Consider the following 23288-nt stretch of genomic DNA (forward strand, 5'->3'; position numbering starts at 1 on the left):
ATTGCTCCTGCTTATCCATGCTCAGGCAACTTTTTTAGTGCAGCCACCAATGCTTCCAGGTCAGCGGGTAGGTGCCAGGCCGACAAAACAATTCGGTTTACTGCAGGGCTATCGGGTAATGGATAAGGAAAGGATGATAAGACGAAGCCTTCCCGGTGCAGTTGTTCCACCCAGTCTTCCCGATCAAAGGTGACCACCGGATAGTTAGGCAGAAAATGAAAACCCCTCAGCCCGTTCAATGCTCCAAAAAGCTGCTGCATGTTTCGTTGCAGGGTTTCCTTCTGCTTGAGGTAGCAGTTTTGCCCTTCCAAAAATGCATGTAAGAATGCAGGAGCAGGCGGAGAGGCAGTGCGGTAACCGGGATTTTTTCGAACAAGATCAACAAGCGAATGGCTTCCGATGATAATTCCGGCTGGAAGAGCCAGTGCTTTGCCCAGCGATCCGGCGACCATCAGGTTCACCGGCAGTTCCTTCCATTGGGCATGGGTACCAAATATGCCCGGTCCCAGCAATCCAAAGGCATGGCTGTCATCAATCAGCAAGAAATAGTCGTTCGCAGGAGATAGCTGCTTGGTCCAGGCAAAATCATACACCTCGGGGAGCAGGGGATTCACGGCATTCGAGAGCAGCAGGATTTTTTGTCCGATGAGTTCCAGGGATTTGGCAATGCATTTCTCCTGCCACTGCCTGTGGCTGAGACCCTCCGGACGTTGATTGTCAATGGCAATGGCGGGATGGGTGTCCGGTGCCGTCCAGACGAGATCCGCCAGGGGTCGGAGCGTATGCAATGCAAGTTGCCCGGCCATGTAGCCACTACTTAGGAGTACCGCGTCTTCGGACCCGGATCCGGCGGCAAATCGGCTCTCAAATTGTTCGTATACAGGCAATTGTACATTGCTGTTTCGGCTGGATCCGTGATTGGGCCCGTGAATGTGGATCCCCTGAATCAGGAGTTCTTTGAATTCGGGAAGGGTGCCCATGCCGAAATAGGAAGTACCGCTAAAATGCAGGTATTCTTTGCCTTGATGGGAAATGGTTCGTCCCAACTGAGAAGTGCAGTAGGTACGACTCATCCGACACCGGGACTTTCTATCAAGACTGCGCCCGTTCCGGGCCGGTTAGGGAATTCGACCCCGTCGGTACGAATGGTCACGCCCTCCGCAATATCCCGGGCCAAAAGCATGGCCCCATCCATGTCTACATAATCCAGTAGGGGAGCAATGTGCGCGATGGCTGCAATTCCTACAGAAGATTCGGTCATGCAACCTACCATCGTCTTCATTCCCATGGATTTGGCCTGCCGAAGCATCCGCAGGCCAGGCGTGATGCCTCCTGCCTTTACCAATTTCACATTTATTCCGTCAAAAAGGCCCGAACAACGGGAAACATCCTCTTCTGTGATGCAACTTTCGTCGGCAATTACCGGAAGTTCGCTGTACCGATAGACTTTCTTCATCCCTTCGTTGTCTTCCCTGGCCAGGGGTTGTTCCATGAATTCTACATTTAGTTTGGCCAGTTCCCCAGAATATGCGATGGCCTGATCGGCAGTCCAGGCACAATTCGCATCAATCCGAAAGACCGCGTCGGTGTGTGCACGTAGGGATTTGATGATGTCCAGGTCGTGATCCGTACCCAATTTAATTTTGTAAATGGGCCAGTCTACCTCCTTCATTTTTTCGATCATCTTAGGAATGGGAGCAATGCCAATGGTGAAATTGGTTACCGGAATGGCGGCCGGGTTTAAATCCAATAGCTCGTATAACTTTTTGCCCTGCATTTTGGCATACAGATCCCAGGCAGCGATGTCCAGCGCACATTGAGCAAAGGGATTGTCTTTAAAATAGGGTTGGGTGATCTTCCAAAGCTCTTCCGGGTGCATGGGCGCTAATCCGGACAAGACCTCATCTGCCACTTTTAGCAAACATGCCTGCATGTTTTCGATCGTTATGCCGTAATAGGGATTGGTAGTGGATTCGCCCAGTCCATACAGCCCATCCGGTCCCAGCAGCCTAACGATCAATGTATCCTGAATGTCCCGGCTTTGATGGGCGATGGTAAAGGTGTGTTTTAATGGAAGTTGAAAAGGTAAGATTTCGAGCTTCATAGGATAGGATCTGGTGTTTTCATCACCCAAAGGTACGCTTTCGCCGGATTTCGTTTAAACTCTCTCCTCAATATTTCATTAAATTTAGCCATATTTACACCAAAACCACGACGCAGCATGAATACCAACCGCAACCACCTTCGAATCTTTCTACTTTGTGCGATCTTCTGTGTGCTGGGCATGCATTCCTGCAGCCCTGATGCGGAAGTTCTGGATACTAACCGTCTGGCTGAGGCATTCGAACAGTTTCGGGAGCCCAGTCTTACCCAGCGTCGATTTGGGTACGCGACCATCGCTCCTTTGATTGAATCCCGCTCTTCTTTGTTTGAAAACCAAATCCTGGGAAATTCGGTGGAGGGAAGGCCCATCCACGCGCTTACCTACGGCGATGGCACCAGGCCTGTCCTGCTATGGTCGCAGATGCACGGAGACGAAAGTACGGCCACCATGGCGCTGTTTGACCTGTTCAATTTTTTGGAAGGCAGCGAAACCGATGCCTTTGAGGATATCCGGCAGAAGATTCGAAATGAATTGCAAATCCGATTCATTCCTATGGTCAATCCTGACGGGGCGGAACGGTTTCAGCGTAGAAACGCGTTGCACATTGACCTAAACCGCGATGCGATTCGACAAAGTAGCCCGGAGGCCGTTGTATTAAAAAATGCCAGAGACGCGTTTGAGCCCGATTTTGGCTTTAACCTCCACGATCAGAACAGCTATTACAATGTATCCGGAACGACCAATCCGGCCACCATTTCGGTGCTTGCACCGGCCTATAACGAGGCCCGGGAGATGAACCCCGGAAGGGAAAAAGCCATGAAAGTGATCGCGGGTATGAATCGGGTGTTGCAGGAAGAGATTCCAGACCACCTTGGCAAGTACAACGATTCCTTTGAGCCCCGGGCTTTTGGAGATAATTTTCAGAAATGGGGGACGAGTACCATCCTGATCGAATCGGGAGCGTTTCCAGATGATCCGGAAAAGCAATACGTGCGAAAACTGAATTTCATGATTATTCTGAACGCTCTGTACGAAATTGCTGCGGGTACGTACGAAACATTTCCGGTGGACGATTACCTGGCTATTCCTGATAATTCTTCCCGTTTGATGGACCTGATTGTTCGAAATGTTTCCGTAACCACTGCCGGGCATTCGTATGTCACCGATATTGGCGTACGGCGTGCTGCCCGGTATGCGGAGGAACGCAGGTATTTTCAGGGGACGGTTTCGGATTGGGGAGACCTCTCGGTATACCATGGCTACAAAGAACTAGACGCCACCGGCCTGGAGGCGACCGCCGGCAAGGTATGGGAAGAGGAGAAACCTCTGGAAGAACTCAATCGAGAAGAAGCGTTCCGCTTGCTACGGGAAGGTTATCTGGGAGTAAAGACGTCAACGGAAAATAAGGGAAAACTGCACGAGCTGCCCTTGCTGCTCTTAACCGGAGAGGAGCTTCCGGATTTGGAACCTTCGCTTGCAAATGCCCCGAATTTTTTTCTCGTCAGGGAGGGCGAATACCGCTACGCAGTGGTAAACGGCTACTTGATCGACCTGCAAAATCCGGGTTCAGAAGCGTTTCGGCATCCCGTCAACTAGCAAAATGGCCGTTCCAGGTGCAGGGGATTCAAAGGATCCCGAGGCTGGAATGCACGTGAACGACTTAATTTTGTAATTGTATGGTAAAATTCGTAAGATTAAAATTGTTTTGAACCAAATCGATTGGCTCGCATGCGGGATAAATCTACTACAGAAGAAATCAGAGCCCGATTTGATCGGGATGTGGAAAGGTTTTCGAACCTGGAATCGGGACAGCAGGCCACCATGGATGCTCCGCTGTCGATGGAGTTGATCGCCAATGCTGCTGTGGTATCCAATCCTCAGGCAACAGCCATGTTGGATATTGGCTCTGGTGCCGGCAATCTTTCGTTAAAGATCTTGCACTACTTTCCCCAGATGGATTGCGATTTACTGGACCTGAGTAAGCCGATGTTGGACAGGGCCTATGATCGGGTCAGCTGGGCCACTACCGGAAAGGTGCAAACGATCCAATCGGACATTCGGAAGGCGCAGCTGGTTGAGAATTCGTACGATATCATCGTGGCGGCTGCGGTGCTGCATCACCTGCGTGATACCGCCGATTGGGAACGGGTGTTCAGGAAGATTTATTCGGTGCTGGCACCGGGAGGAAGCTTCTGGGTTTCGGATTTGGTGGTGCACGATGATCCCAAGATGCAGAGAATGATGTGGAACCGGTACGGTTTGTACCTGGAGTCTATCGGAGGACTGACCTACCGAAAAAAGGTATTCGACTACATCGAAAAAGAAGACAGTCCCCGGTCCCTTCTGTTTCAGTTGGACCTAATGAAAAAAGTAGGCTTCTCCCAACTGGAGCTATTGCACAAGAATTGTTGTTTCGCTGCCTTTGGGGGGAGAAAAGCCAATAAAAAGCTTGCCGACTAGGCCCCTCACAAAAAGAGGTGTCGGTATACTTCTTCCAATTTGGTAACGGGCACAATTTCCAGTGAAAACTGCTCCGTATTCAGGGATTTCAACCCGTATCGGGAGAGCATGATTTTCTTAAATCCCATTTTTGCTGCCTCTGCAATGCGGCTTTCGATGCGGTTGACGGCGCGGATTTCCCCGCCCAGGCCGATTTCTCCGGCAAAACAGATGCGTGGGTCTACGGGACTATCTTCGTAGGAAGAGATCAGGGAAGCGCATACCGCCAGGTCCAGCCCTGGATCATCCACCCGTAATCCCCCGGCGATATTTAGAAATACATCCTGCTGCCCCAGGCGCATACCACCTCTTTTTTCCAATACAGCCAAGAGCATGTTGAGGCGTTTTGCGTCGTGTCCGGTACTGCTTCGCTGCGGTGTGCCATAGGTAGCTGGACTTACCAGAGACTGTATCTCAATGAGTAGCGGCCGGTTTCCTTCCAGCATGGCACCAATGGCCACGCCATTCAGCTGTTCCTCCCGTTGCGTCATTAGTATTTCGGAAGGATTGGTAACAGCTTTTAATCCGGCAGCATGCATTTCGTAAATCCCCAATTCATTGGTGGAGCCAAAACGGTTTTTGGAGGTTCGCAGGATCCGGTAGCTCAAGTGGCGATCGCCCTCAAACTGCAACACCGTATCCACCATGTGCTCGAGGATTTTTGGGCCTGCGATGGCTCCGTCTTTGGTTATATGACCGATCAGAAAAACCGGTGTTCCGGTTTCTTTGGCGAATTTCATCAGTTCGGCCGTACATTCCCGCACCTGACTCACCGATCCTGCGGCCGATTCTATGTATTGGGAATGCAAGGTCTGTATGGAGTCGATGATCAGCAATTCGGGTTTCAGCAGGTCTACCTGCTGAAAAATTAGTTGTGTGTTGGTTTCGGAGAGTACGTAACAATTATCGGATCGGTAGTCCATCCGTTCGCTGCGCATCTTGATTTGGTTTTCGCTTTCTTCCCCGGATACATATAGGATTTTTGTGGAAGCCAACATGAGTGCAATTTGCAGCATCAAGGTAGATTTGCCAATACCCGGTTCCCCGCCGATCAATACCAACGAACCCGGAACGATGCCACCTCCCAGCACCCGATCCAGTTCCACATCTCCGGTGATAAGGCGACTTTGTGCTTCGTAGTCGATTTCTTTGAGTCGCTTGGGGTGACTGACTTTCTTGGGGGCGAGTGTTCCTGATTTCCAACTGCCTTTCTGATTCACCTCCTTTTGGATGACTTCCTCCACGTAGGTATTCCATTCTCCACAGGAGGGGCATTTTCCTACCCATTTGGGGCTTTCTACCCCACAATTTTGACAAAAAAAAGCAGTTTTTACTTTGGCCATGGACGATAGGGAAAAGATGGTTTGTGACTACCCATGTGGTATATGAGGGATCAGTGGGCCTCCAGCCAATTGTTGCCAATGCCCACCTCTGCTTCCAACGGTACCGCAAAGCGGATCGCTCCTGACATGAGCACAGGAATTTTCTCTTTCAGCAAGTTCACCTCCTCTTTGTGCGCATCAAACACCAATTCATCGTGTACCTGCAGGATCATTCTGGAACGCAGTTGTTCACGGACCATCCATTCGTGCACCTGGATCATGGCCACTTTGATCATATCCGCGGCAGAACCCTGAATGGGGGCGTTGATGGCGTTGCGCTCGGCAAAGCCGCGCATGGTGGCGTTTCGGCTGTTGATGTCCCTCAGGTACCTCCTTCGGCCCAAAATGGTTTCCACAAATTCGTTTTTTCGCGCTTTTTCGATGCTTTTATCCATATAGGCTTTTACGGCAGGGAATTCCTTAAAGTAGGCGTCGATGATTTCTTTTGCTTCCGATCGGGGAATCTTCAATCGTTGGGAAAGACCAAAGGCAGAAATGCCGTAGATGATTCCAAAGTTGGCTGTTTTGGCTTTCCTTCGCATGTCTGCACTTACCTGCTCCAAAGGTACCTGAAATATCTTGGCAGCTGTCGTGGCGTGGATGTCGCGTCCTTGCTCGAAGGCCTCGATCATGGACCGGTCTTCAGAAAAGGCAGCCATGATGCGTAGTTCAATCTGGCTATAGTCTGCCGCCAGTATCAGGTGGTCTTCATCCTTTGGCACGAAAGCTTTTCGGATCTCTCGACCTCGTTCGGTTCGAATGGGAATGTTTTGCAGGTTCGGATTGATGGAAGAGAGCCTGCCGGTAGCAGCCACAAATTGGTTGTAGGTGGTGTGAATGCGGCCGGTTTTCGGATTTATTAATCCTGGCAAGGCGTCCACGTAGGTCGACTTTAGCTTGACCAGCTGACGGAAATCCAAAATGGCCTGAGCAATTTCGTGGTCTACTGCCAGCTTGCTGAGTACTTCCTCCCCGGTCGCGTATTGCCCGGTTTTGGTCTTTTTTGCTTTGGGGTCCAACTGCAGTTTGACAAAAAGAATTTCTCCCAATTGCTTGGGTGAGCTCAAGTTAAATTGCTCACCGGCCAATTCGTACACCTTTTTTTCGATGACCCGGCTTTCTGTTTCAAGCTCGACGGACATTTCTTTCAAGCTCTCGGTATCGATGCGAACCCCTTCAAATTCCATGGCAGCCAATACTTCGATTAGGGGGCTTTCTACCTCATGCAATAGCTTTTCCAAGGTATTCTCCCGGATCAGGGGATCCAATTCTTTCTTCAATAATAGGGTGATATCGGCATCTTCTGCCGCATAAGGAGCCACCTCCTCCGGGGCCACATCCCGCATATTGCCTTGGTTTTTTCCCCGCTTCCCAATGAGGCTTTCGATCGAAACCGGCTTGTAGCGAAGGTACTGCTCGGCCATCCAGTCCATGGAGTGCTTTCCTTCCGGTTCGATCAGGTAATGCGCCAGCATGGTATCGTAAAGTTTCCCCTTTACAGAGATGCCATAATTCATCAATACCAGGATATCGTATTTGATGTTTTGCCCGATCTTAAGGATTTCAGTCGAAGAAAAGACAGGGGCCAAAAGTGCCAGAATGCGATCAGCTATTTTTCTGTCTGCGGGAAAGGGAATATAGTAGGCTTCGCCCGGTAGGTAGGCAAAGGATATGCCCACAAGTTGTGCTTGGTTGGGGTTGATGGAGGTGGTTTCTGTATCGAAACAAATCTCTTGCTGAAGCAGTAAATAATGCACCAGCTCCCGAATGGTCTCCTCTCCCGTCACCAGGTGGTAATCGTGGTTACGGGTATAGATCGTGTCCAGGCTATTTGGAACGGAAATGGGCGGGTCTTGGACCTCTTCGGAGGTCGCATTAGGTTCATTTCCTGTAAAAAGCCCCAATTGCTCGTCTACTTTTATGTTTGGTTTTTTTATGGCTTCTCCGAACACCCTCCTGGTCAAGGTTTGAAACTCCAGTTCTGCAAAAAGGGCTTTGAGTTTTTCCTCGTTCGGTGGTTCGTAGATTAGGGCATTTTCCTCGAAGTCAACGGGCACGTCTTGAATAATGGTGGCCAACTCCTTGGACAATAGTCCTTGCTGGGCAAAATTCTCAACGTTCTCTTTTTGTTTCCCCTTGAGTTGATCGGTGTTCCGGAGCAGTTCTTCGATCGATCCGAATTGTTTTAGCAGTTTTACTGCGGTTTTGGCACCAATACCAGGAATACCCGGGATGTTATCGACCGCGTCGCCCATCAATCCCAATATATCGCGTACTTGGTCCACGTGCGCGATATCCCACTTTTCGCAGATTTCTTTTGGACCCATGACGTCTACCGCGTTTCCCATAAAGGCGGGTTTATAGAGGAAAATATGGTCTTCCACCAGTTGCCCGTAGTCCTTATCCGGTGTCATCATGTACACGGTAAAGCTGGTTCGTTCGGCTTTCTTCGCCAAGGTTCCAATAATATCATCTGCTTCAAATCCGTCCAATTCCAAGGTGGGGATATTGAAAGCCTGCACAATCTGCTTGACCCAGGGTATGGCGACGGCAATGTCCTCCGGTTGCTCCTGACGGTTGGCTTTATAGGCTTCAAATCGTTCGTGCCGGAAGGTGGGTGCATGGGTGTCGAAAACCACCGCAATGTGCGTGGGTTTTTCTTTTTCCAATACTTCCAGAAGGGTATTCGTAAAGCCTAACATCACGCCGGTATTAAGCCCCTTGCTGTTGATCCGGGGGTTTTTGCTGAATGCAAAATGCGCCCGGTATATCAATGCCATTGCATCCAGAAGAAAAAGCTTTTTGCTGCCTTTAGCCATTAGTTGATCTGGTTTTTTTGAGGTGTCCTATGGGATTGCCGGAGCCATTTGCCCCCAAACCCAGCACAAGTTAGTGAATTTTAGGCAATGCTGCGCCCAGAAAAAAATTAGATCCAACCGCCATCAGCTGACCAAATCGTTGACCCCTGAATTTGAACAAATTGATCCTCGGCTGAGGAGAGAGGTAGCGGCCTCCCACGCTTTGTTCAGGCAGGGACGCTCATTCCGGGAAGATTGCTTTTTGCCCGGGCAATGTACCGGGCAGGGCCGAACTCCGTATGGAAAAAAAGCGGACAAGCAGAGGTCCTTCCCACTGATTTTGACGGTCAACGCGAAGATATTCCTTTTTTGCTAGGATTATTGGTATATTTTGGAAATATTTCAAGACGTCGTTAGCTTGCTATTCAAAAATGCAGAAACATGTTTCACGTTAACAACCCCTTTCAATGAAAAAGATCGCGTACTTCTTAGCCATCCTGATGTGCTTGACAGCAATCGCTCCTTCAGCCATGGCAAAAAATGAGCCTGCAAAAAAGGAACCCAGTCCCGAAGAAAAGGCCCGTCTGGAGCAATTGGACGAGCGGGTAAAAGAGATAAAAACCATGGATTTCCGCGCCATGGACAAGGAAGAGAGAAAGGAAATCCGCGAGGAGCTGCGAGAGATCAATAAAGAAGCGAAAGCTTTGGGCGGGGGTATTTACATCTCCGCAGGTGCATTGATCGTTATTCTGCTGTTGCTCATTATATTGACTTGATCACCGGCGCCCCCGGTTTCTCAAAAATAATCGGGGGTGTTTGTATCTGTTTCTCTCTGGTATTCGGGCAGACTTCGGCCAACCGTTTCCATGGGTACCCGGCTGCCCGCGGTAGCGACCCGGGTACCATCCACTTAGCGAAGCTGTCCGGGCGGTCAGCGTACCACAGGACCGCTTAGGGTTGGTATTTTGTTCTCGATTTTTTTTGGCGAAAATCGCCATCTGTTTTGAGCCGGTTCATCGGTGCACCTGTACTCAGATCGAATGAGAAGGAAGTGCATCCAACAGCTATTTCAAACGGAGTTGCCATTGGTTACGGCAACCTCCCTGCACTTCGTGCCCTGACCTGGATCGAACCGCTAGCAAACGCCCGAGATGCACCAGAGATGGCAGCTTGCCTGGTTGGCCGGCGTTGACGTTTTTGGCAGGTATTGTGAGAAGACCACAGGGCAGGACTGTTGGTTGGAAAAGGGAGACTTTTTGGGAGTTAGCGCAGGGGTTACCCGGATAGGGATTTAAGATACTTTTTTACCTGAAGGGCCTTCCAGAAGATGATTGAGAGGGGGATGAGCCAGAGCAATTCGTTAAAAATCAGGTGGAAACCCAGCCGTTTGTTCCAATCCATGTCCCCCATGTAAAGGGCCAGAAAAGTAACGAGAGAAGCGACTTTCGAAATAATTCCCAATCCCATCAGGTAGATCCAGCTCAGCGGGTAAAAAGCGGACAGGAATAACAGCAAGCCAGCCAGCATTCCCAGGCTTCCGTAGAAAACGGTTCCCTGCCATACCTCCAGCCCGGTGTCCATGGCCAGCCAGTTCAAAACGGTTGGCCCGAACCAACGGAAAAAGGCCCCCCAGAGGACGGCATAAATGCCTGCAAGCAATAACAAACCTCTATGCGGCATGGTAAACTGTGGAAATTCTGTGTGATTGGAAGGGCGCTTCATAATTCCTCGTAGACAGGAATGTAACGTTCACCAGGGGTTGGTGGTTCGCGTTGCATTTAATTTTTAATGGTTTCTGAAAAATACCGAAATCCCCACAGGATTTCGCTGATGAAGTTGACCGGCTGATACGTTTTTATTATCGTTTGGGGTACAAATGGCTCCAGTGAGACCCGAATGTTCCGGAAGCGATCCCTCTCTACCGTTACGGAGAAATGAGCGGTAAGACGCAGCAAATCTCTAGGGAAGAAAAGTCGCTGATGGACCTTGATCGCCTGGCCGGGCAGACCAAACCTTTTCCGACCAGCGGCCTGACTTTCTACGGCCAATTCGAAGGATTCGGGACCGATGGTAAGGACAGATTGGCTGGTAAACCTCGGGTTAAATAGATGCGTGAGGAGGATGTTGTGTTTTACAAAGGTGTAGGCAACTTCCTGGCCTGTCTTTTTCTTTAAGAACAATTGATTTTGGGTGGCAAAAAAGTGCCAGAGGTTATCAATTCTCTTGAGTTCCATCAGGGGGTTATTTTGGGTATCAGTGGCCGACGGATTCGGTTGTACCGGTCGACTGTTTCACAAGTTATAGTAATTTTTCTTTTTTTCCATGTGCACTCAGCCGGTACCACTACAGGGTAGATCGCCAGCCGAGCAAAGAATTTTATTTAGCAGAGGTGATTTTTTCGTAGTCTCTAACCGTTTGAATAAATGCCTTTCGTTCTTTCGGATCGGAGAGCACTGTTTCCCAGCCGCTTTCCGTCTTGGCTTCGATGAGGACCATATCCGCGGCAAGCCATTGGTAGAGTTTTTTGGCAGCCTGCAGATGGGCCTGTCGGTCTCCTGTTTGGAATGCGAGCGAGTCATTCGGGTTTTCGTGGGTTTGGTAGGCCCTGAGCAATAAGGATGGGCTCGTTTGTAGCCCTCCTTTCGGTACAAGATAGGGCACCGCCGTCATGTTATTTTTGTGAACGATAAGGTCCAGGTGAATGGCCGGTTTGAGACTATCCGGATCAAAATCCTGATGTGTATAGCGGTCGATCATCGCCTCCGGCAGTCGAGCGGTGTGGTAATCTATTTTCCGAATGTTGTTAAAGTAGATCAGTCCGGCATCGGAGGCAGTAAATTCCGTTTCTTCCCCGGAATTGTTGGCCCGGTACTCATTGAAAAACGAAAGCAATAACACCAAGCCGACCGAGATCGATCCAAAGATCTTTAGCAGGCGGTACATTTCCGCCGTCATTTGGTCGGTATGGGATGTGCTTTTTGTCATGGTACGTTCTTGGTAACCTTTTTTGACCCGGTATGGTTTAATCGAAAAACGAATAAGTCTTCCGGGGTTTAGGGGCCAAATTCTTTATTATTTGCCTATCTTTGCCCTCTTAAAAGAAATCAACGGTTGTTTATGAGTAAAGAAGTACGCGTAAGATTTGCTCCATCTCCCACCGGAGCATTGCATATAGGAGGCGTAAGAACCGCTTTGTACAATTATCTTTTTGCCCGCAAGCAGGGTGGAAAGTTCTTGCTACGGATTGAAGATACCGATCAAAACCGATACGTTCCGGGGGCCGAGGATTATATAAAGAATTCTCTGGACTGGATAGGGATCAATCCAGATGAGAGTCCCTGGAATCCGGGGGATTGTGGACCCTACCGGCAATCGGAACGCAAATCCATGTACCGGGAGTATGCCGAGTACTTGCTTGAAAAGGGACATGCCTATTACGCATTTGACACCTCCGAGGAGTTGGAAGAGATGCGGCAGCGACTGACGGCTGCACGTGTGGTTTCGCCCCAGTACAATTCGATCACCCGGACGCAAATGAAAAATTCACTTACGCTGCCGGCCGACGAGGTAAAAGCCCGGTTGGCCTCCGGTGCGCCCTATGTCATCCGTATCAAAATACCGCGAAAAGAGGAAGTGCGATTAAACGACATGGTTCGGGGTTGGGTCATGGTTCATTCTAATTCTTTGGATGATAAGGTGCTCATGAAATCCGACGGAATGCCTACCTATCACCTGGCCAATATTGTAGACGATCATTTAATGGGTATCACACACGTGATCCGGGGAGAGGAATGGCTGCCATCGGCGCCTTTACACGTATTGTTATACAGGTACCTTGGCTGGGAAGACAGCATGCCCGAATTTGCCCATTTACCCCTATTGTTGAAACCGGACGGCAATGGCAAACTTTCCAAAAGAGATGCCGAAAAACACGGGTTCCCCATCTTTCCGCTCAGCTGGAAAGATCCCAATTCCGGGGAGTGGGTGGCAGGTTTCAAGGAAGCCGGCTACCTGCCGGATGCATTTTTGAACTTTTTGGCTTTTTTGGGATGGAATCCAGGTGACCAGCGAGAACTGTTTTCTACGGAAGAGTTGATAGAAGCCTTTTCCATCGATCGGATCGGCAAGTCAGGCACCAAGTTTGATATTAATAAAGCCAAGTGGTATAACGAGCAATACTTGCGAAAGAAATCCGATAAGGAGCTTGCAGCCTATTTATTGGAAGACTTGAAAAAGGAAAATTTGTCCGTGCCTGCGGAGAAAGCAGAAAGGATTGCCTCCGTAATGAAGGAAAGGGCTACGTTTCCCAAGGATTTGTGGAGCGAAGGTCGGTTTATGCTGCTTGCGCCAGAAGATTTCGATGCCCAGGTGGTCGCAAAAAAGTGGAATCAGGAAGCTATCTCCCTGCTGACGGCCTACAGCAAAAACCTGCGTGCCGCGGAAGCACCACTTACGGCAGCCTCAGCCAAAGCGCTGCTTGAAGCCACTGCTGCATCCGAAGGTATCAAGTTAGGGAAAGTGATGCAAGCGGTACGCCTGGCAGTCACCGGAGTGGGAGCGGGACCTGACTTAATGGAGATTTTTGAGATATTAGGCAGCGAAGAATTGATCAAAAGAATAGAATTTGCGTTGAATAAAATAGGGACGGCCTGATCTTGACCGTGTCCGAAAACGATATCGGAGTAAACGATAAACAGCCATGGCTAAAAAAAGCAAAAAGAAGGAGACACCAAAGGTGAATGAAGAGCTGGAAGGCTTCACCATGAATATCAATTCGTTTGGCGAGATTTCCAGTTCATTTTCGATCGATAAAATCAATGATTTCCTCAATAAAAATGTGGACGATAAGAAACTGAGAGACCGGGAAGATTCCAAAAAGGATACCAGTAAAGGCGATCAGTAACCAAGGAATTTCAACTTATTTCCTATGAAAATCCTCTGGCCGGTACTGTTCCTCTTTTTTACTCTCCGGCAATCTTCTGGCCCAGACCAGTGTGGGTTTCCGGGCTGGGTATACCGAATCTAGTGCTACCTACCGGGTTACCTTGGGTAGTTTCCCCCGAACCGTTACCGGGGTCATGGCGCCGACGTATTCGTTCGTCATTGAGCAGTTTTTTGAAAAAAATGCCGGCGCCCAGGTAGAATTTCAGCTGCTTACGACCGGCTATGCCGCCACCGATACCATCAATATTGGAAACGAAACCCGATTTGATTACCTGAAAATACCGATTCTTTCTAATTTTTACCTGGGGAATTCCGGGAGGTTTCATATCAAGCTCGGACCCCATATCGGCTACCTGCTGGATGCCAGGGACGTTAGTCGGGTGATGGAGGGAGAGTTGGTAATTCCCACATACGGTCAGCCGGATGACCGGCCCCGGAAAGTCATGTACGGATTGACAGCCGGCGTGGGGCTCTCAAAATTGTTTGGTAAGCATACGCTCCAGGGGGAAGTACGTTATTCCTATGAATTTGGTCGGCCTGAATCACAGGAGCGTATTTTTGATATCAATTTCACGCAATTGGAATTTTCCTTGGCTTACCTTTTTCGGGTACTGGAATAAGCGGCTGCGTGTTGGTCTGAAAAACGTTTTTCAACGAAACATTTATACAAGGTAGCAAGGCAAAAAAAATCGTATGCTTGCGCTGCTTTCACCGTCGGCGGTGTTCGTGTCGGCGGTACATTGCCGAAAAAGCAAGCAGAAAAAAAGCCATTCCCTAAGCAGGGAATGGCTTTCTTAATGAAAGATGGGATCGATTAGTCTTCCGCGTAAATGTCCCAGTTTACTTCGGACTGCGGATGCGGGAACTGCCGAAATACGGTACCCTGATCAAAGGAAGTATTGATTTCATCCATTCGCTCGTACCGGCGTGCATCAATCCACCGGTGACCCCAGGGCTCTGCCCAAAGTGAGTAGCGTCGTTGGTAGAGAATTTCATCGATCAGACTTGCCTGATCGGTGGCACCGTTGTAGTCGCCAATTTCGGCGGCATTTCTGATAACGTTAATCGCTTCCACGGCAAGGTCCGTTTGACCCAATTGTGCGTGGGCTTCGGCTTTCAGCAAAATCAACTCTTCGTTCCGTATAAATGGAATGGGAGTGGTATTGGTCGGCCAACGGTTGTCCTGGTGGGTACCTACCAGTGGTGTGGCATCCGTGGTCACGATGACAGGTTCTTGTCGTTCAAAGAACTTGGCTGCTACGCGGGCGTCGCCCGGTGTAGCGTCTGCCAAAACAGACGGATGGACCACGATAATGGTATTGATAGCGGCATCCCGGACGTAAAACAGCGGGTTAAACAAATCGGGTGCACCGGTATAGGGGTGTGCGGGTCCTTCCTGCAAATCTCCCTCCAGATCCATGAAGGAGTTTTCCAACGCATCCAATACACCCTGCCAATCTTCCAGGTAGATATCCGTTCTGGCAAGAATGGCGTTGTTTATCTCCCGCAGGCGCTGCAGCGAATTGAATCCGGCAAACCCCGACGTCAGGGTGAACGGAAAATCGCCGGATCCGGCGGATTCCAACAACTGGTCTGCTTCCAGCAGCAGGGATTGTGCATGCCGAATGGCGTCTTCGTAGGAAACGTACGGTCCTGGATTCAAGGGGTCTTCTACATCGATGCGAATCCCGTTGTCATACACAAAGTTCGCGGGAATCATGAATTGATAACCCTGAATCATGCGGGCGAATCCAATGATAGCGGCCTGTTCCTGAGTACTGAGTACGGTAGTGTTTTCAGCGGCAGAAATCAGTGTCGATGCCTGCCGAATTGCCTGATAGGGGTTTGCCCAGGATCCACCGCCGGTAGTTCCAAAGCCGAAATAAATCCTGTCGGGTACCCGACCGGCCTGACCGAGCCAATCGGTTTGGAAACGAGGATCCGATCCGTTTAAGTACCAAATTTCTCGGCCAAAGGTATTCCATGCCTGGGAAACGTTTGTCACATAGCCCCGGTGTCGGGATTCCAATCCGGTCACCAAAAACTGTATCTGAGATCGGCTGGCGTTTTCACTTACACTTCCGACCGAAGGGTTGTTGGGATCGTTGATTTGATCCAGTTCCAAAGGGTTGCAGCTGAACAAGAGCAATCCGGCCACAACACTCAATCCAATGTATTTTTGAATGATATGCATCGTTTTCATTAGTTTAGGATTAAAAATCAAGATTTACGTGAAAGAAAATCCTTCGTGGTGTGGGATAGGGAGCGATATCCACGTTATTGGCCACCGATTGCGCGCCAAAGGTGGAGGTTTCGGGATCGTATCCTTGGTAATCGGTAAATAAGAACGCATTGTTCACAGACATTCCAAACCGAACTCCTTCCAGTGCGTTGCCAAAGGCATTGGTCACGGTAGCTTTAGGAAGGGTGTAATACAAGCCTATTTCCCTCACTTTCACAAACGAAGCATCCTGTACCCATCGCCCGGCATTGTTGTAAGGCTCAGGCGGTCGTTGCCTTCCGTTCGGTGTTCCATCCCCATTGTCATCGCCAAACCATCCATTGGTGGTTCCGCCTGCGTCGGATAGGAATGAGGTGAGGTTAATGTTTTCTCCCCCTTGGCGCCATTCCACCAGAAACGACAATTCCAGGTTATTATAAATGCGCAATACATTGTATGTGGAGGCATTGAATTTAGGCTGGGCATTTCCCCATACCGTAAATCCGCTCGGATGCTCTGGATTGGCCGGCGTACCGACGATGGTGGTTGGCGCAAATCCTTCGGCATAATAAAACGTGCCCAATGCGGGACCAAAACCACCCAGGAGGTACTGTGGAATACCCAGGCGAGTCATGTTTACCCGGTTTTGCCAGTACATGATTCGGGAAAACCAATTGAAATTGGACTGATCAATTACCGTACCTGATAAACTCAATTCCAGGCCTTTGTTTTGTAATTCTGCTTCGTTGCTTGGGGTGGTGTTTACCCCCGTAGATGGCGCCAGGTTTAGATTCTGAATGTTGTTTTGCGTGTTTTTGATGTAGTAGGTAGCCTCCAGTGAAAATCGGTTGTTAAGCAAGCCAAGATCTACTCCAAATTCCAACTCAGTAGCTGTTTCCGGCCGTATTTCCGTATTTCCGATTTGCGTACCTACGACCGACCCCAGCAAGCCTCCAATATTGGCCCCTTCAAGACGGGTGAACGTGTTTCCAAATGCAACCGGACCAGCTGTTTCCCCGTAGGCGATCCTGGGTTTCAACTGGGTCACTACCGAGGAATTCCAGAAATCAAAATTGGCCACATTAAATGCAAGTGAAGCTCTGGGGAAAGCGTAGTATTGGTTGGGGTCTCCGTTCAGTGTGGATTTATCCCAACGGACGCCCACCGTACCGATGATTTTGTCTTCGAAATTTGCCTCTTGCTGCACAAACACACCGGCTTCCTGTACTTCGCTGTTGAATTGATCCACGATCTCTTGGATCGACGCCTGTCGAAGATTGGTTTGGCCCGGTACCAGGCCCCGCCCGCGGTTAAACAAGGAGCTGTTGTTGAAATCCAACCGAACCATACCGGCTTGGGAATTCATGTTGACTTTGCCCCAGTTGAAGTTATAAACCAAGGCCGCCTGAAAATTGGTATTGAAACTCTCCTGCTTTCCCCAAAAGGCATCTCCCGGATTTGCCTGTCCTCGCTGAAACTGCAAAAATTCGGGCAGGTACACCAGGGTGGAGTTTTGATAGAAATCAAAACCACCGGCGACATTGGCCCGCAGGAAACTGTTGCTGGTCTTAAGAATATCCACATCGAGGTTGAAAGCTTGTACAAATCGCTGTACATCGGAATCGTTGATGGCATTGTCGGTCACCGCGACCGGATTTTCACTGAAGTACGGGTTGACCGGATAGTTTCCGTTTTCATCGGGCCGCAGGTCAAAATAGTTGGGTACGTAGGCGATGCTGTATCCAATACTTGCTCCCGTATTGTTCTGGTTTCCGGTAAAACCCCGTTGCGTATTCGATTTGATGTAGTTGGAGGACACCCCCAATTTGATGTTATCCGTGATCTTGTGGTCCAGGTTCGCACGCAAGGAAAAGCGGTCAAATCCGGTATTTTTTACGGTACCATCCTCTGAATTGATGTTTCCCGACACGAAAAACTTGGTCTTCTCGTCGCCGCCGGATACCGTAAGGCGGGTATTGCTCAGCAGGGCGGTATTGTTATAGAAGTAGTCTTCGTAGTCAATGGTTCCGGTAGACTCCCGGAATCGTTGCAGTTCGATCGGTCGTCGGTTCTCAGGGAAAAAGACGTTGATTTTCTCTTCACTCCATTCGTCTACGCCCAGCAGGCGCAAGGGTTGGGCAAAGCCAATGTCCTGAGCCAGGGATACTTTGGTCCTTCCCTCCGAACCCCTTTTGGTCGTGATGATGATGACACCGGCGTTTGCCCGGGTTCCGTAAATGGCGGCCGCCGAAGGTCCTTTCAAGACCTCGATGGATTCGATGTCCGCGGGATTCAGGTCCGCGAGGCGGTTGGCGCCGTCGTCCTGGCTGGAAGCGCCCGCACCGGTGACGGTTGCACGTCCGGTACGCTGAAAGGAGTTGTTGATGTACACGCCATCGAGAATGATCAATGGCTGTGAAGCGCCGATCAGGCTGGAAATGCCTCGCAACTGGATGGAAAGTCCTCCTCCCGGAGCACCGCCATTGGACCGGATGTTGGCACCGGCTATTTTGCCGTACAATGCGCCATCGGTGGTTTGAATCGTTGTTGTTCCGGTGAGTTCACGGGAAGAGACGGAAGATACCGCATTTGCCAGGTTGGAACGCTTGACCGTGGAAGCAAGACCCGTTACGACCACTTCTTCCAAGTTGGTTGCATCTTCTTTTAGCGATACCGCCAGTGAGGTGTTTGACCCCGGGCTGACATCAATGGTTTGACTGAGGTACCCAAGCGAGGATATGACCAGTGTCGCTGGAGAATTGGAGTCAAAGTTTAGATTAAATCTGCCGTCCAGATCGGTGACAGTGCCTTTTGTCGTATTCCGGACCAGGATACTGGCCCCAATCATAGGGTCTCCGGTCCGCTCATCGGTGACTACGCCCGATACGCTGTACTGTGCATGTACCCAGCCCATACTGAGTACAGACAGAAACATGACCAATGATAATCGGTAAATGTTACGCATGGAATAAAATTTAGATTAAGGTTAATTAGAATTAGGTAAATACAATTTTTTTGTTGTTATAGTTTCAATGGTTTGACTTTACACGGGTTTTCCGCAAAAATATTTAATATAATTGTATTTATTGATATGCTGTTCCGTATTGTCTTTTGAATTAGTAAAGTCAAAAGATGTACAAATTGTTTTACTGACAGATAGCTAACGAGTTAGCGGTGCACCGGGAGGTATTTTCCCTTGAAAATATCAAGAACAGTCAGAGCAGTGGAATAGTTTTAGTTTTTCAAAAAAAAAGCTCGTTACCCTGATTTTCCGTTGCGTAAAAATTTGATTGTTTGCATCAGGCCCTCCCATTTGCTTCGTTTCAACGCTGATTTTTTAAACACACGATGGAAGGTTTCCTTGGTCATTTCCTCCCAGTCCATGGATTTCAGCGCTGTATGGGGTAAAAATGCCGGTTCCCGATGGGGTTTGGAAAAACGATTCCAGGGACATACATCCTGGCAGATATCGCATCCAAAGGCCCAGTTTTCCATCTTCCCCTTGAATTCGGATGGGATTTCGTCTTTTAATTCGATCGTCAGGTAGGAGATGCATTTTGAGGCATCCAGCAGGTTCGGTTGAAGAATGGCGTCCGTAGGGCAGGCATCGATGCATCGCGTACAGGTGCCGCAATAATCTTTGGTAATGGGAGCATCGTAGTGTAGGGGCAAATCAATGATCAATTCTGCCAAAAAAAAGAAACTCCCCATGTCTCGATTCAATAACAAGCTGTTTTTACCCGTCCAGCCCAGACCCGCTTTTTGAGCCCATTGCCGTTCCATCACCGGTGCGCTGTCGACAAAAACCCGGCCGTTGATTTCGCCAATTTCTTCGCGTAGTAGGGAAAGAAGGTCTTTCAATTTGTCTTTGATCACAAAATGGTAATCGTTTCCATAAGCGTATTTGGCGATTTTTATGTCTGTGCTCTCCTCCGGGAGTCGATCCGGGGGGTAATAATTGTAAATCAGGCTGATCACCGACTGGGCATCCTCCACAAGTTTTCGGGGGTCCAGCCTTTTATCAAAATGGTTGGCCATGTAGGCCATTTTTCCATGGTAATTCTTGTTTAGCCAGGATTCCAGCTTTGGTGCTTCTTCTTCCAGAAACTCCGCCTTTGCGATGCCGCAAAAGTCAAAGCCCAATTTCCGGGCTGCGTCTTTGATGAGTTGGCTGTTTTTTTCCTTGTTTTTTTGCATGGCGTCAAAACCTCAAGAGGAGGCTATACATCAAATAGGCTGCCGGATTGTCCACCAAAATCTGGTTTTATTTTCAGGTGCTTGTAGGCCAGTTCGGTCGCGGTTCTTCCCCTGCTGGTTCGTTTGAGGTAGCCTTCCTGAATCAGAAACGGCTCGTAGACCTCTTCGATGGTCTCTGCTTCTTCTCCGCAGGCGGTGGCAATGGTGGAGAGGCCTACCGGACCACCGCTAAATTTCTTGATGATGGTAGTCAGGATGCGGTTGTCCATTTCGTCGAGTCCGTTTTCATCTACATCCAGCGCGTTGAGTGCAATTTTTGCGATCTCCATACTGATTCGTCCATTGCCCTTTATTTCTGCAAAATCCCGCGTCCTGCGCAACAGCATATTGGCAATCCGCGGTGTGCCCCGGCTCCTTCGTGCGATTTCGAAGGCCGCCTCCTCATCAAGTGGGGTGCCCAAGATGGAAGCGGACCGTTGGACAATGGTGCAGAGTAGCGCCGCGTCGTAGTATTCCAGGCGGGCGTTGATCCCGAAGCGCGCTCTCAATGGGGAGGTGAGCAACCCGGACCGGGTGGTGGCACCCACCAGGGTAAAGGGATTCAGGCTGATCTGAACGGAACGGGCGTTGGGTCCCGAATCCAGCATGATGTCTATCCGAAAATCTTCCATGGCAGAATAGAGGTATTCTTCCACGATGGGGTTGAGGCGATGAATTTCATCGATAAAAAGAACATCTCCCTCTTCAAGATTGGTCAACAAGCCGGCCAGGTCCGAGGGTTTATCCAGCACGGGTCCGGAGGTAATCTTGAGACTGGATTCCAATTCGTTCGCTATGATATGGCTCAGGGTGGTTTTCCCTAAACCGGGAGGACCATGAAGCAAGACGTGGTCCAGGGACTCTCCCCTTTTCTTTGCGGCTAAAACAAAGATTTTGATATTTTCCACCGTTTTGTGCTGACCGGTAAAATCTTGGAAACTCAAGGGCCGCAAGGCTTTTTCGATTTCTTTGTCACCCGGACTGAGGCTGTTTTGGTCGCCACGCAGATAGTCTTCTCTCATAGTCGCTTACTAATAGGTACAAATATAAATAAAATGGTGCGGTTTTCTGCTCTCAGAAACGGATACCTCCGGTAGCAGCGGGGGATATTGGGTAAATAGTAGGCGCAATTGGAAAATAAGAATTAACTTTCGGAAAAATAAAGCAGGCATCGTTTTATGCGAAAATCAGCCAAAAAAAATATCATTTACAGCATTTTGTTGTTGTTGGTGGTGTTTATGGTGTATTTGTACCGGCAAAATAGAAACGCTCCGGTTACCGATGTGCCGGATGACCCAAAAATTGTCCTTACCGGCCCGACTATGGGTACCAGCTACCGCATCGTCTACCTGGATCCCGGAAAAAGAGACTTTCAGGAAGAAATCGATTCCTTGCTTCGGGAGATCAATCAGTCCCTTTCTACCTATATTCCGGATTCTGAGATCAGTAGATTCAATCAAACCGATTCGATTGTGTTCGAATCGCCCTATCTGTATCCGGTACTGAAGGCAAGCAACGAGGTGTATCAAGCCACCGCTGGTGCATTTGATCCGACCGTAGGTCCGCTGGTAAATGCATGGGGATTTGGTCCGGAAGGAGCCTCCCTGAAAGATAGCGTGGCCATTCGGCAACTCTTGGAGCAGGTTGGTTTTGATCAATTGTTTTTTGACGAATCCGTTTTAAAGAAAACCAATTCAGCCAGCTATCTTGATTTGAGTGCGATCGCTAAAGGATACGGTGTGGATTTGGTGGGAGCGTATCTGGAGCAACGGGGGGTTCAGCATTTTTTGGTGGAAATCGGAGGAGAACTGGTCGCTCGCGGGCGAAACGAACGAGGCGAACTTTGGAAAGTAGGTGTCAGCCGGCCAAGCGAAGAAGGGCTGGCCAATGATCTGTATTCCATCATCGCCCTGGACAACAAGGGCATGGCCACCTCAGGGAACTACCGAAATTATTACGTGAAGGATTCCGTAAAGTATTCGCACACCATCAGTCCCTTTACGGGCTATCCGGTAGAACACCGATTATTAAGTGCCACAGTGGTAGCCAGGGACTGTATGACTGCCGATGCATTTGCGACCGCTTTTATGGTGTTGGGTCTGGAAAAGGCCATCGAGATACAAACAGCTAGAAAAGACTTGGAGATCTTTCTTATCTTTAACGACGAACAGGGACAGATGCGATATCACGTCAGTGAAGGCCTGGCTCCCCTGCTTACCACAGTGGATGAAAAGAAAGCCAACTAACCCAAAATACAACTATGCTGCATTTTCTGTTACTTTTTTTGGCCGCATTTGGCGCCGGGTTGTTGGCCCTTTTGGTTCCTGAATGGAAAGAAAAAAGCTTTAAATTGGGACTGATTTTCGCAGGAGCCTACCTTTTTGCCATCACTATTTTACATATCTTGCCAGAGCTTTTTGCAGACCAAGGTACTGCCTACTTCATGGGTTTGTACATACTGTTGGGGTTTTTATTGCAGCAGGTTTTGGATGTAATGTCGTCCGGAATAGAGCACGGTCATATCCACGATCACGGCCTACAGGGGCGGGGCAATAGTGTCTGGACCTTGATGATCGGACTATTTCTACATGCTTTCCTTGAAGGCACCCTTCTTTCCAAACAACCCATGCTGGCAGGGCACGAGCACGGCAGCGAAACACTATTGATTGGGATTATTCTGCACAAGATGCCGGAAGCATTTGCACTGGTGGCAGTATTGATGACTCGGATGAAACGAGCAGGTATTCTAGTGTTATTGGCCCTTTTCTCCTTAGCATCCCCTTTGGGAATGGTGTCTACCGATTTGCTTTTTGACCAACAACTCATCGGCAGGGGTACCCTTAATATCTTATTTGGCTTGGTGGCAGGAGGATTTCTGCACATCTCCACCATTATCTTTTTTGAAAGCTCGCCCCAGCACCGATTTCAACTCCACAAACTTTTGATCATTTTATTCGCCTCAGGACTGGCCATCCTCACTGAGTTTATCCTGTAAACGTGCTATTCTCGAGCGCGAAAGAGCCGGATCCTCGGCACCTCTGTCACTGTCATCAAAGGTCCTGCCAAAAGCACCGTTCCTGCCCGTCCATTCGTGCCGTAGGCCA

General features: G+C 49.3%; 19 protein-coding genes. 8 read left to right on the forward strand and 11 right to left on the reverse strand.

Translation table 11 applies throughout. The features are described 5' to 3' along the window. Positions 1-11 precede the first annotated feature (11 nt). Complete coding sequence (locus ABWH99_RS03945; protein WP_375585008.1) at positions 12-1073, reverse strand: aminotransferase class I/II-fold pyridoxal phosphate-dependent enzyme; 1062 nt, start codon at positions 1071-1073, stop codon at positions 12-14. After that, positions 1070-2104: a mandelate racemase/muconate lactonizing enzyme family protein gene (locus tag ABWH99_RS03950; RefSeq protein ID WP_375585009.1), complete on the reverse strand. Its 1035-nt coding sequence runs from the start codon at positions 2102-2104 to the stop codon at positions 1070-1072. Before ABWH99_RS03950 ends, ABWH99_RS03945 begins: the two co-directional genes overlap by 4 nt. 117 nt (positions 2105-2221) lie before the next feature. Between ABWH99_RS03950 and ABWH99_RS03955 the strand changes: the two genes are divergently transcribed. Both ABWH99_RS03955 and ABWH99_RS03960 read left to right on the forward strand, forming a co-directional pair. Further along, entirely contained in the window at positions 2222-3700 is a 1479-nt protein-coding gene (locus tag ABWH99_RS03955) for a M14 metallopeptidase family protein (protein WP_375585010.1), read from the forward strand. A gap of 132 nt (positions 3701-3832) precedes the next feature. Next, on the forward strand, positions 3833-4564 hold the full coding sequence (locus ABWH99_RS03960) for a class I SAM-dependent methyltransferase (RefSeq protein ID WP_375585011.1): 732 nt from the start codon (positions 3833-3835) through the stop codon (positions 4562-4564). Positions 4565-4569: 5 nt separating this feature from the next. Here ABWH99_RS03960 and radA read toward each other — a convergent pair whose 3' ends face one another. Both radA and polA read right to left on the reverse strand, forming a co-directional pair. Next, positions 4570-5946, reverse strand: coding sequence for a DNA repair protein RadA (radA, locus tag ABWH99_RS03965; RefSeq protein ID WP_375585012.1), 1377 nt, complete (start codon positions 5944-5946; stop codon positions 4570-4572). Positions 5947-5996: 50 nt separating this feature from the next. Beyond that, positions 5997-8804 carry a DNA polymerase I gene (gene polA, locus ABWH99_RS03970; RefSeq protein WP_375585013.1) on the reverse strand — a complete coding sequence of 936 codons (2808 nt, stop codon included), beginning with the start codon at positions 8802-8804 and terminating at the stop codon, positions 5997-5999. A 446-nt stretch (positions 8805-9250) separates the two neighbouring features. Here polA and ABWH99_RS03975 point away from each other — a divergent pair, with 446 nt between their 5' ends. Further along, on the forward strand, positions 9251-9559 hold the full coding sequence (locus ABWH99_RS03975; RefSeq protein ID WP_375585014.1) for a hypothetical protein: 309 nt from the start codon (positions 9251-9253) through the stop codon (positions 9557-9559). 499 nt (positions 9560-10058) lie between these two features. Here the strand turns inward: ABWH99_RS03975 and ABWH99_RS03980 are convergent, their stop codons facing one another. The 3 genes from ABWH99_RS03980 to ABWH99_RS03990 form a co-directional block, all read right to left on the reverse strand. Then, complete coding sequence (locus tag ABWH99_RS03980) at positions 10059-10463, reverse strand: hypothetical protein (RefSeq protein ID WP_375585015.1); 405 nt, start codon at positions 10461-10463, stop codon at positions 10059-10061. Positions 10464-10561: 98 nt separating this feature from the next. Further along, positions 10562-11017 carry a hypothetical protein gene (locus ABWH99_RS03985; RefSeq protein WP_375585016.1) on the reverse strand — a complete coding sequence of 152 codons (456 nt, stop codon included), beginning with the start codon at positions 11015-11017 and terminating at the stop codon, positions 10562-10564. A gap of 142 nt (positions 11018-11159) precedes the next feature. Continuing rightward, positions 11160-11768 (reverse strand): hypothetical protein, encoded by a 609-nt coding sequence (locus tag ABWH99_RS03990; protein ID WP_375585017.1) that lies wholly within the window; start codon positions 11766-11768, stop codon positions 11160-11162. Between the two features lie 132 nt (positions 11769-11900). Here ABWH99_RS03990 and gltX point away from each other — a divergent pair, with 132 nt between their 5' ends. The 3 genes from gltX to ABWH99_RS04005 all read left to right on the forward strand — a co-directional run bounded on the left by gltX (position 11901) and on the right by ABWH99_RS04005 (position 14347). After that, positions 11901-13436, forward strand: coding sequence for a glutamate--tRNA ligase (gene gltX / locus ABWH99_RS03995; protein WP_375585018.1), 1536 nt, complete (start codon positions 11901-11903; stop codon positions 13434-13436). A gap of 46 nt (positions 13437-13482) precedes the next feature. Next, a complete protein-coding gene (locus ABWH99_RS04000) occupies positions 13483-13686 on the forward strand; it encodes a hypothetical protein (protein WP_375585019.1) in 204 nt (67 codons plus the stop codon). 175 nt (positions 13687-13861) lie between these two features. Next, positions 13862-14347, forward strand: coding sequence for an outer membrane beta-barrel protein (locus tag ABWH99_RS04005; RefSeq protein ID WP_375585020.1), 486 nt, complete (start codon positions 13862-13864; stop codon positions 14345-14347). Positions 14348-14541: 194 nt separating this feature from the next. Here ABWH99_RS04005 and ABWH99_RS04010 read toward each other — a convergent pair whose 3' ends face one another. From ABWH99_RS04010 to ruvB, 4 genes are all read right to left on the reverse strand, one after another. Further along, the gene (locus ABWH99_RS04010) at positions 14542-15921 is read right to left on the reverse strand and encodes a RagB/SusD family nutrient uptake outer membrane protein (RefSeq protein ID WP_375586535.1); all 1380 of its coding nucleotides are present in this window, start codon (positions 15919-15921) and stop codon (positions 14542-14544) included. Between the two features lie 19 nt (positions 15922-15940). Further along, positions 15941-18913, reverse strand: coding sequence for a SusC/RagA family TonB-linked outer membrane protein (locus tag ABWH99_RS04015; protein WP_375585021.1), 2973 nt, complete (start codon positions 18911-18913; stop codon positions 15941-15943). Positions 18914-19206: 293 nt separating this feature from the next. Further along, positions 19207-20145 carry a tRNA epoxyqueuosine(34) reductase QueG gene (gene queG, locus ABWH99_RS04020; protein ID WP_375585022.1) on the reverse strand — a complete coding sequence of 313 codons (939 nt, stop codon included), beginning with the start codon at positions 20143-20145 and terminating at the stop codon, positions 19207-19209. Between the two features lie 23 nt (positions 20146-20168). Then, positions 20169-21206 carry a Holliday junction branch migration DNA helicase RuvB gene (gene ruvB, locus ABWH99_RS04025; protein WP_375585023.1) on the reverse strand — a complete coding sequence of 346 codons (1038 nt, stop codon included), beginning with the start codon at positions 21204-21206 and terminating at the stop codon, positions 20169-20171. A gap of 156 nt (positions 21207-21362) precedes the next feature. On the opposite strand from ruvB, the gene ABWH99_RS04030 reads away from it, so the two are divergent. Both ABWH99_RS04030 and ABWH99_RS04035 read left to right on the forward strand, forming a co-directional pair. Continuing rightward, the gene (locus ABWH99_RS04030; RefSeq protein WP_375585024.1) at positions 21363-22430 is read left to right on the forward strand and encodes an FAD:protein FMN transferase; all 1068 of its coding nucleotides are present in this window, start codon (positions 21363-21365) and stop codon (positions 22428-22430) included. Between the two features lie 14 nt (positions 22431-22444). Continuing rightward, complete coding sequence (locus ABWH99_RS04035) at positions 22445-23179, forward strand: ZIP family metal transporter (RefSeq protein ID WP_375585025.1); 735 nt, start codon at positions 22445-22447, stop codon at positions 23177-23179. Positions 23180-23288 lie beyond the last annotated feature (109 nt).

It is taken from the genome of Cyclobacterium xiamenense, from assembly GCF_042140265.1.
Lineage (GTDB): Bacteria > Bacteroidota > Bacteroidia > Cytophagales > Cyclobacteriaceae > Cyclobacterium > Cyclobacterium xiamenense_A.